This is a genomic window from Staphylococcus sp. GDY8P196P (assembly GCF_017891705.1).
Taxonomy (GTDB): Bacteria; Bacillota; Bacilli; order Staphylococcales; family Staphylococcaceae; genus Staphylococcus; species Staphylococcus ureilyticus.
In genome coordinates this window covers 452,337-462,213 of sequence record NZ_JAESJS010000009.1, presented here as the reverse complement: position 1 = coordinate 462,213, position 9,877 = coordinate 452,337, and the positions used below count along the sequence as shown (strand labels likewise).

Annotated in this window: 10 protein-coding genes; 9 read left to right on the top strand and 1 reads right to left on the bottom strand. The window is 32.1% G+C overall.

From position 1 onward, the window contains the following. The first annotated feature begins 201 nt into the window (after positions 1 to 201). The 6 genes from pyrF to KA814_RS06620 all read left to right on the top strand — a co-directional run bounded on the left by pyrF (position 202) and on the right by KA814_RS06620 (position 5,498). On the top strand, positions 202 to 903 hold the full coding sequence (pyrF, locus tag KA814_RS06645) for an orotidine-5'-phosphate decarboxylase (RefSeq protein ID WP_064209061.1): 702 nt from the start codon (positions 202 to 204) through the stop codon (positions 901 to 903). Beyond that, a complete protein-coding gene (gene pyrE / locus KA814_RS06640) occupies positions 900 to 1,511 on the top strand; it encodes an orotate phosphoribosyltransferase (RefSeq protein ID WP_046208689.1) in 612 nt (203 codons plus the stop codon). Before pyrF ends, pyrE begins: the two co-directional genes overlap by 4 nt. 22 nt (positions 1,512 to 1,533) lie before the next feature. After that, complete coding sequence (locus KA814_RS06635) at positions 1,534 to 1,719, top strand: hypothetical protein (protein ID WP_046208688.1); 186 nt, start codon at positions 1,534 to 1,536, stop codon at positions 1,717 to 1,719. A gap of 217 nt (positions 1,720 to 1,936) precedes the next feature. Further along, positions 1,937 to 3,490 carry an MFS transporter gene (locus KA814_RS06630; protein WP_210122702.1) on the top strand — a complete coding sequence of 518 codons (1,554 nt, stop codon included), beginning with the start codon at positions 1,937 to 1,939 and terminating at the stop codon, positions 3,488 to 3,490. 627 nt (positions 3,491 to 4,117) lie between these two features. Next, on the top strand, positions 4,118 to 4,972 hold the full coding sequence (locus tag KA814_RS06625; protein ID WP_046208686.1) for a YitT family protein: 855 nt from the start codon (positions 4,118 to 4,120) through the stop codon (positions 4,970 to 4,972). A gap of 118 nt (positions 4,973 to 5,090) precedes the next feature. Further along, positions 5,091 to 5,498 carry a VOC family protein gene (locus tag KA814_RS06620; protein WP_046208685.1) on the top strand — a complete coding sequence of 136 codons (408 nt, stop codon included), beginning with the start codon at positions 5,091 to 5,093 and terminating at the stop codon, positions 5,496 to 5,498. A gap of 115 nt (positions 5,499 to 5,613) precedes the next feature. Here the strand turns inward: KA814_RS06620 and KA814_RS06615 are convergent, their stop codons facing one another. Then, entirely contained in the window at positions 5,614 to 7,311 is a 1,698-nt protein-coding gene (locus KA814_RS06615; protein ID WP_064209059.1) for an Rqc2 family fibronectin-binding protein, read from the bottom strand. 159 nt (positions 7,312 to 7,470) lie between these two features. Between KA814_RS06615 and gmk the strand changes: the two genes are divergently transcribed. The 3 genes from gmk to coaBC all read left to right on the top strand — a co-directional run bounded on the left by gmk (position 7,471) and on the right by coaBC (position 9,876). Next, positions 7,471 to 8,094 (top strand): guanylate kinase, encoded by a 624-nt coding sequence (gene gmk, locus KA814_RS06610; protein ID WP_046208683.1) that lies wholly within the window; start codon positions 7,471 to 7,473, stop codon positions 8,092 to 8,094. Continuing rightward, entirely contained in the window at positions 8,094 to 8,294 is a 201-nt protein-coding gene (gene rpoZ / locus KA814_RS06605) for a DNA-directed RNA polymerase subunit omega (protein ID WP_046208682.1), read from the top strand. Before gmk ends, rpoZ begins: the two co-directional genes overlap by 1 nt. A gap of 379 nt (positions 8,295 to 8,673) precedes the next feature. Continuing rightward, positions 8,674 to 9,876 carry a bifunctional phosphopantothenoylcysteine decarboxylase/phosphopantothenate--cysteine ligase CoaBC gene (coaBC, locus tag KA814_RS06600; RefSeq protein ID WP_064209058.1) on the top strand — a complete coding sequence of 401 codons (1,203 nt, stop codon included), beginning with the start codon at positions 8,674 to 8,676 and terminating at the stop codon, positions 9,874 to 9,876. Position 9,877 lies beyond the last annotated feature (1 nt).

The window sequence follows — 9,877 nt, the reverse complement described above, 5'->3', positions numbered from 1 at the left end:
TTAAAAAACTGAAATAATTTTTATGCTTTAATGCAAAGAAATGCTATTGGCAATAGACGGCTAGGATAAAAATATATTTATGAAATTTTTCTCTTAGTCGTCCTTGTCAGTATGAAAAAAATTCCAAAATATTATTGCTGTCATATGTCCATACACGCTTGGCAAATATAATAAAATAGCTATAGATGAGAGGCGATATATATGCAAAATAATCTACCTATCATTGCTTTAGATTTTGAATCAGCAGAAGCGGTTACACAATTTTTAAATCAATTTGATGAACCTTTATTTGTCAAAGTTGGAATGGAACTTTTTTATCAAACTGGGCCTTCATTAATCACTGATATTAAGAAACGTGGTCATAGCATATTCTTAGATTTAAAATTGCATGATATTCCTAACACTGTTGGTAAAGCAATGGAAGGCTTAAGCAAATTAGATGTCGATTTAGTAAATGTACACGCAGCTGGTGGTTCAGAAATGATGAAACGTGCTGTAGAAGGTATTAGAAAATATAACAGTAATATTAAAATTATTGCGGTTACACAATTAACGTCGACTACAGAAACAATGTTGCGTGATGAACAAAATATCCAAAGTACAATGGATGAAGCAGTGTTGAATTATGCTCGTCTAGCTCAATTATCAGGATTAGATGGCGTTGTATGTTCACCACTTGAAGCAAATTTAGTAAAACAGGAATTAGGTGAATCTTTCTTGAAAGTGACACCAGGCATCAGACCAGAAAACACTTCTTCAGATGATCAACAACGTATTACGACACCAGAAAAAGCAAGTGTTTTAGGCGCTACACACATTGTTGTAGGACGACCGATTACACAAAGTGAAAATCCGGTAACGAGTTATCAAAAAATTAAAGAAAGTTGGTTGAAAATCACATGACTAAATCAATTGCACAAGCATTGTTAGATATAAAAGCTGTATCATTATCTCCCAATGATCCGTTTACTTGGAGTTCAGGTATTAAATCGCCAATATACTGTGATAATCGCATCACACTAGGTTTTCCTGATGTACGTACTCATATTAGAGATGGCCTGCAAGCATTGATTGAAACACATTTTAAAGATATTGAAGTTATATCAGGTACTGCAACAGCCGGGATTCCACATGCAGCATATGTCTCAGAAGTGATGAACTTACCGATGAATTACGTTAGATCAAAAAGCAAAAGTCATGGTAAACAGAATCAAATTGAAGGTGCATCAAGTGAAGGTAAAAATGTAGTAGTTATAGAAGATTTAATATCTACAGGTGGCTCTTCAATAACTGCAGTAGATGCACTAAAAGCTGCAGGTGCAAATGTATTAGGTGTAGTAGCAATCTTTACTTATGGTTTGAAAAAAGCAGATGACCAATTTGCACGAGCTGATATACCCTTCTATACATTAAGCAATTATAATGAACTAATTGAGGTTGCTAGAGAAAATGGAGAAATTTCTGAAAATGATATTACTACATTAGTTGATTGGAGAGATAACTTGTCATAAAATGTTAGATGGAGGGGATGTTATGACAAAAGACTCAAATGTAGCTTATAATCATTTTGCTCATTTAAATAAATTCCTCAAAAAATCAGAAGACTATAGAGCACAAACAACTTCAGAAGATGAAAATAAATGGTTGTTTAACGCTACAGAATCAAATATTTATAAAAAATCAAAATTAAATCTAAAGCAAAAAGGACATATTAAATAAACAATTTATGTAAATATATTATGAGAATTTGAGACAACATTAAAAATTTATTTAATTAAATTGCTTGAAAAATGCTTAAAAGACTTTTATATATTGATAAAAGGTCTTTTAGGCATTTTTTAATATATAAATATATTTTGTTCATATTTAGTTCACAAAATAGGTTTTAAATAATGAGTATCATATGAAATTCCAAGATAGAAAGGAATGAATGAACTTGAATCAAAAAAAATTTGATATTGTTGCACTATTTTTACTCATTGGTGTGTTTATGGCAGCTTTAGACAACGGCATTATTAGTGCAGCGTTAACCACTATAAATCAATCTTTTGAAATTTCAGCACAAATGGGGTCATGGGGCATAACGATTTACACATTAGGTATGGCTGTAACTACACCTATAGCGGGTAAACTTGCTGATATGTATGGTCGTAAAAAAATATTTGTTATTGAAGTCATTTTATTTGGTTTAGGATCATTGTTAGTTGCTTTAAGTCCAAATTATACAATATTTATTATTGCACGATTAATTCAATCATTTGGTGGAGGCGGTTTATTTGTAATCGCTAGTTCACATATTATAGCTACTTACACCAAGGAAAAACAAGGTAGCATGCTTGGTGGGTTAGGTGCAATGAATGGTATTGCTTCGGTATTAGGTCCAAATATAGGAAGTTTATTAATTAACGTAAGTGGAACACGGCATTGGCTATTCCTGATCAATGTGCCAGTGGCAGTAATGATTGTTATTTTTATGATTCTTAAAATGCCAGAAACACAAGAAAAAGTTAAAACTAAAATTGATAAGTACGCCATCATTATATTTTCATTTTCAACGTTGCTGATGATGTTTGCGATTAATAATATACAAACGAATAACATTGCTAGTAGTATACTTAGCTTTTCAGTGATTGGTTTATTTATATTGGCAATCATTGGTTATGGTATTTTGATTTTAGTAGAATATAAAAACGAAGCAACTGATATAGATGCATTCTTACCTTTCTATTTATTAAAAAAACCAGCTTTTTCAGTAGTATTGATTATGGGCGTTTTATCAGGGATGTTAATTGGTTCCATTATTTTCATTCCTTCCTTTGTTGAAAATGTATTGCATGTTAAAGCTGAGAACAGTGGCTATTGGATGACACCCTTAGCGTTAGCTTCAGGTATTGGCGCGTCAATGGGCGGGAAGATTGTTGATAAAAAAGGCCCGATATTTGCATTAGTGATTGCGAGTATCATTAGCATGATTGGGTATGGAGGCTTAGCCTTTTTAACTTATTCAATTACGCCATTTTTAATATTTTCAATTATCGCAGGTTTAGGTTTTGGTTTTACTATTGGTGCACCAATGACTGTATTAGCAACTAGATCAGCACATTCAGATAAAAATAATAGTACTGTAATTGGAACATTATCCGTTTCTAGACAAGTCGGCATAACAATTGCACCGACTATGTTTACGACATTCATTCAATTCGGATATAGCCAAATGGGTAGTAAAATTAAAGAAAGTATAAATTCAGCCCATTTTGGTTTTAAAGATATACCCGTTTCGTTAATGAAAACGATGGAACATAATTCAGGCAATCTTACTAAAATATTAGAACAAGTGAATCAAATTTCTAATGATACATTAAGACATGCAATTACAAATGGCATTGAGGATGCTACACACCTAGCGTATATGCCTATATTTTTAACTGCAGTTATTGCAGCTTTTATTATTTTGCTACTTGTAACGCTTTTTAGTAAAGAATTTAAATAAAAATTTGATAAACTGGTGAAATCGTAAAGAAAGATTAAAAAAAGATTAATTGTAGAAAGTAACGTAAAAAACAGCAACGCAGTATGGTAGACAAGGTTTTAATGTCTACTTTACTGCGTGTTTTGTTTAATATAATACAAAAATGATTGAAATGATTAATGTTATTAAAATGATTAAAAAGTATCGTTATAAAGTTATGATATAAAATGGATTAACGAATCATAATTTTAATGATGATAAAGCCAATGAGTATCACTAAAGCGGCAATCAGTAATGGAATAATGTAATAAAACATGAAATACCTCCAATTATATTTGTATTTATTTTAACTATAAATATTTAAAAGTAAAGTGATTTTATGGTTTTAAGCCGTCAAAGCTTTCAATATTACACACTTTACAAATTAATGTTGCAAACTACATGAAGTGGTATATTGAAATGGGTTGTGTTACATTTGCAATTATACTATGTAACTGTAACAAATGTTATATTTTCATTTATTTTGGTTTTAAATAGATTTGTGAGTATAAAAAACAAATTTGTAAAATTAAAATGAGGCATGATTTGAATACACTTTTTTAGCTTACCTTATTTAATTTTATATTATCAAATGTAAGGGGATATGATATGAAACGTATGAAGCAACTTTTAAAAAACCATACTAAAAATATTATTGTATGCTTAATTGGCGCATTTGTAAGTGCGATTGCTGTAAATTCATTTATATTAGAGTCTAATTTAGGTGATGGGGGTACTGTGGGTATGTCATTAGCATTAAAATATGCCTTTGGTTTTTCACCAGCGATATCCTCATTAATTATTAATACATTGGTCATTATTGTAGGCTGGCGTTTTTTAAGTACCAGAACAGCAGTATATACGTTTATTGCTAATACAGCGATTTCAATCTTTTTAGATTTAACTGAAAATTTTAAGACAGGTATTGATAATTTTGTAATAAATGCTTCGTTTGGTGGCGTTTTAGTAGGTGTAGGTATTGGATTAGTAATTGCTTCTGGTGGTGTGATAGGTGGGACATCAGTCATTGCTAAGATGCTAAATAAATATTTTGACATCAAAACATCGCAAGGCATTTTTGTTTTAGATGGATTAGTTGTCTTGTCTTTTTTATTTGTCTTACCTTTAGAAAACGTCTTATTTACTGTAATTATGATATTTATAACTGAACGTGCTACTGCATTCATTATAGAAGGGTTCCATCCTAAAAAAGCGGTGACTGTGATATCAAGTAGAAATGAGATTATAAGTGATGAAATCAATAGCTTTACAGGTAGAGGTTCAACACTTTTAAAGGGTAAAGGTGGTTATGGTAAACATGAAACAAGCATGTTGTATGTTGTAGTTCCACAATCACAAGTAACTAGAGTTAAAAAGCTTGTAAATGAGGTAGATGAAAATGCCTTTTTAGTCATTCATGATGTGAGAGATGTATTAGGTAATGGATTTATAAATTTATCTTAATGATAGATTGGCAAAGGAGCACTTCATGTGACGTGTAGTTAATTGCAAATTTTATTCGTTCGATTTTTTTAAGCATTTGTTTTATTCTAGAATTAAGATGTTTTAAGGAGGCAGTTAAATGGCAATTCCCAAAATAACGACATTTCTAATGTTCAATGGACAAGCAGAAGAAGCAATCAATTTATATGTAGATGCATTTGAAGATGCAGAAATATTAGCGATGGTCAAATATGAAGAAGATGATAAAGAACCCACTGGTGCCGTACAACATGCTATCTTTCGCTTAAAAGATCAAGTTTTTATGGCGATTGATAATATGAATGGTGTCGATGTAGACATGAATCCAGCAATGTCTTTATATGTCACTGTAGATAGTCCGTTAGAAATGGAAAGATTATTCAGTAAATTGAAAAGTGGTGGAGCAATTTTAATGCCTAAAACGGAAATGCCACCATTCAGAGAATTTACATGGATTGTAGATAGATTTGGCGTTAATTTTCAGCTTGCATTACCAGATAAAAAATAAATATTAAAAAGGCTAAGATAAAGTATCATGCACGTGTTACATGTGCTGCTTACTCATAATCTTAGCCTTTTTTAGATTGAAATATGTTACTAATGCTTTAAAGTATTTGGTGTTATCATGTCACCTTCATTTTTTGAATGTGATCGTAATCAGGTGTAGCATAGAGTGTTTTTTGGTGATCATATGTTACAAATCCTGGTTTTGCGCCAGAAGGTTTGTGAACGTGTCTAATTTCAGTGTAATCAACTGGTATTTGACCAGAATTACCAGCTTTTGAAAAATAACCGGCTAGCATAGCCGCTTCTTTAATAGTATTTTCACTTGGCGCATCATTTAAGATAACCACATGAGACCCTGGGATCTCTTTCGTATGAAACCAAAGATGCTGTTTGCTTGCTTTTTTATTCGTTAAATAATCATTTTGCTTATTATTTTTTCCTACAAGTATGGTATCTCCATCAGTTGAAACATACGATTGCAATTGAATGGTCGGTTTCTTTTTCTTATTTTTTTGCTTCCGCTGTTTCATATAACCTTGTTCAGCAAGCTCTTCTCTAATATCATCAATGTCATCCACAGATATGTGTGCGAGTTGTTGTTCTATATTTTCAAAATATGTGATGTTTTCTTTTGTTAAATCGATTTGTCGCGTTAATTCATGTGCACGTGTTTTCAATTTATTATATTTTTTATAATACATTTGAGCGTTTGTAGCTGGTGACTTTGTTGTATCTAAGGGAATGGTTACTTCCTGACCATCATAATAATTGGTAGTCGTCAGATACTTATCACCTTGTTTAATTCTATAAATATTTGCAGTGATTAATTCACCGTATAATTGTTGTATTTCTTTATCCTTAGTACCTTCTTGTTCGTCGATTAATTTACTGAGTTTATTTTGATATTTATGCAGTTGTTGCTGTACAAATTTGACTAAATCATTTGCACGTTGTTTAACGCGTTCTCTTTCTCCTCTAGCATCGTAATATCTATCTAATAAATCATGTAGAGAATCATATTCAACCATATCATCGTAAAATTGATTTAAGTGCATAAAATAGAAATCTTCTTTTCCTGTTTCATGATTCTTATGAAAAACAGGAGTAGGTAATTCCATTGTCTCATTCATAACTGAATTAAATGCCTCTGGTAACGTGTCGGTCGTCATAAATTGTTTACGATTGACAATTTCATTCGTAATTAAAGGACTAAAGCCTTCAAATTGATTTAGCAGTTGCCTAGCGATTTTTCCACTATTGAAATCGATGAATTTTAAAACTTCTGTACCCGTAATACTATATGGATTTGTTTTATTTTGGGTAGGGGGCGCTTCATATTGAAACCCAGGCATAACTGTACGATATTGATTTGTATTTGGAGTTAAATGTTTAAAACCTTCTATAATCTTGCGTTGATCATCTACTAACATTAAATTACTGTGTTTACCCATTATTTCTAAAATAACTGTGCGGTATGTGGTATCACCGATTTCATCTTTACTGTGAATATCTATTTCTACACGTCTATCGTTTCCGATTTGTCTTATAGCTTTAATGAAACCACCCTCTAAATGTTTACGGAATACTCTTGCAAACATTGGTGGTTCAAATGGATTATCATATTTTTTATTCGTTAAATGCATTCTAGCAAAACTAGGATGGATCGAGAGTAGAAGTTGATGGTTTTTACGATTTTGACGTATTACCATGATGATTGTATCGTTTTCAGGTTGATTGATTTTATGAATCCTACCATCAACGAGAAATTGTAAAGATTCTACCATTTTTCGTGTAAATAAACCATCGTATGCCATTACTATCAGCCACCTTATTTTTAGTCATTCATCATATTGTAACATGGTGAAAAGATTTGGTCATGAGCAAAGTTTGTTTGAACGTATGCTATACAACCAAACGCTCATTATGGTATCATAGTTTAATAATAGAAGAATAGCTTAGAGAGGTAGTAAGGCATGGATAATGAGAAAGGTTTGTTGATTGTACTTTCTGGACCATCTGGTGTAGGAAAAGGTACAGTTAGAAAAAAAATATTTGATGACCCAACCACATCTTATAAATATTCTATCTCGATGACGACACGTAATATGCGTGAAGGTGAAGTCGATGGTGTAGATTATTTCTTCAAAACAAAGGCAGAGTTTGAAGCGTTAATTAAACAAGATCAATTTATAGAATATGCAGAATATGTGGGAAATTATTACGGTACACCAGTGCAATACGTAAAAGATACTATGGACCAAGGACATGATGTATTTTTAGAAATTGAAGTTGAAGGTGCCAAACAGGTTCGAAAGAAATTTCCTGATGCATTATTTATTTTTCTAGCTCCACCAAGTTTAGATCATTTACGTGAGCGCTTAGTAGGGCGTGGTACTGAGTCAGACGAAAAAATTCAAAGCAGAGTACTTGAAGCTCGTAAAGAAGTTGAAATGATGAATTTATACGATTATGTTGTCGTTAACGATGAAGTAGAATTAGCTAAGCAACGTATTCAATCCATTGTTGAAGCTGAGCATTTGAAAAGGGAAAGAATTGAAGCAAAATATAGAAAAATGATATTGGAGGCAAAAAAATAATGTTATATCCACCATTAAATGATTTAACATCTAAAATCACATCAAAATATTTAATCGCTACAACTGCAGCTAAACGTGCACGTGAGTTGGACGAGCATCCAAATAGTACACTATTAAACAAATATAATTCAGAAAAAGCAGTAGGAAAAGCTTTGGAAGAAATAGCTGGCGGCGAAGTTTATCCTGAAACTACAAAATAACACTTTCTAAGCGAATATTAAATCATATAATTTTATATTTTTGAAAAGTACACCAGGTTAATGATGTGCACTTCAAAAGTCAGACGCATGTGATGACTTTGAGGTTTCATAGCCAAGGTGTGCTTTTTTAATTTGGGCAATAATTTGTGTATAATAAGCAGTAATCATATTTATATTTAAAGCAATGAAGCTAAAATAAGGTATTGCATAAAATAATTCATTGGCTGAGTAACATAAAATACATTGTGTAGTTATTTGTACGACCTTGATACAGAATTAAAACATTTGTTTATATTTAGGTATATTGAAAAATTCAATATATAAATTACAAAGTTGAACAATTAATAGAAAGATATTAACGATTTGGAGGAAAACTACGATGAAAAATATTTTACTTGCTGTCACTGGTGGTATCGCTGCGTATAAAGCAATAGATTTAACGAGTAAACTCACACAGGCTGATTATAACGTGAGAGTGATGTTAACAGATCATGCACAAGAGTTTGTAACTCCTTTAGCTTTTCAGGCTATTGGTAGAAATCCTGTTTATACGAGTACTTTTAGAGAACACAATCCAGAAGAAATTCAGCATGTTGCTTTAGGAGATTGGGCAGATGCGATTGTTGTAGCACCGGCAACTGCAAATACCATCGCTAAACTAGCAAATGGTATTGCTGATGACATGGTTACATCAACATTATTAGCTACAGAAACACCCAAATTTATCGCTCCTGCAATGAATGTACATATGTATGAGAACAAAAGAACGCAACATAACTTAGCAACATTAAGTTCGGACGGTTATTATTTCTTAGAACCTGGTGAAGGATTCCTAGCTTGTGGTTATGTAGCAAAAGGAAGAATGGAAGAGCCTTTACAAATTGTAGAAAGATTAAATCAGTATTTTAAAAACAACACGTCAGCGACAAAAAACAGTAGATTTAACGGTATGCAAGCATTGGTGACAGCAGGGCCAACCATAGAAGAGCTAGACCCTGTTCGTTATTTATCCAACCGCTCATCAGGTAAAATGGGATATGCACTCGCAGAATCTTTAGCTCAAAGAGGGGCGACCGTGACACTTATATCTGGTCCAACTCATCTAACACCACCTAAGAATGTAGAAGTCATTCAAGTAGAAAGTGCACAACAGATGTTTGAAGCGGTTAAAACGCGATTCGATAAGATGGATATTGTCTTTAAATCTGCAGCGGTATCAGATTATGCTCCAACTGAATTATTAGAACATAAACTTAAAAAACGACAAGGTGATTTGACTGTTACTTTTAAACGCACACCCGATATTTTAAAATACTTGGGTGAGCATAAAGATAAACAATTTTTAGTTGGTTTTGCAGCAGAAACACAAAATATTGAATCATATGCTCAAAAAAAACTAAAAAGTAAAAACGCAGATGTCATCATAGCGAATAATGTTGGCGATCGTACCATTGGGTTTAGCTCTGATGATAATGCATATACTATGTACTATAAAAACGGTGAAACAATATCATTAGGGAAACATAAAAAAGTCATATTAGCGGAGCATATATTAGACAGTTTAGAAACAAGGTGGAAATAAA